The sequence below is a fragment of the Nonlabens antarcticus genome, from assembly GCF_015356755.1.
Lineage (GTDB): Bacteria > Bacteroidota > Bacteroidia > Flavobacteriales > Flavobacteriaceae > Nonlabens > Nonlabens antarcticus.
Genome location: NZ_JADFCO010000015.1, coordinates 1 through 239 on the forward strand (window position 1 = coordinate 1; position 239 = coordinate 239).

Below are 239 nucleotides of genomic sequence, written 5' to 3' on the forward strand. Positions count from 1 at the left end.
CGGGATCAACGACGCTTACCAACGTTCGCATCACCGACCCGTTGTTGGTAGCACCGAACGGTAGTTTATCAGGTGGTCCAATCGCCACACTTCCCCCAGGCCCAAGTGGAGTAGACAGTACGACCTTTACTGGAACCTACACGATCCAGCAATCTGATATAGATAACAGCGGAGTGACCAATCAGGCAACTGCAACTGGAACGACACCAAATGATGGAGACATCACGGATCTATCGGGA

Annotated in this window: 1 protein-coding gene; it reads left to right on the top strand. The window is 51.9% G+C overall.

The annotated features are described in order from the left end of the window. Window positions 1-239 (top strand): DUF7507 domain-containing protein (locus tag IQ282_RS00060; protein ID WP_194849919.1); only part of this gene is annotated, 239 nt, incomplete at both ends.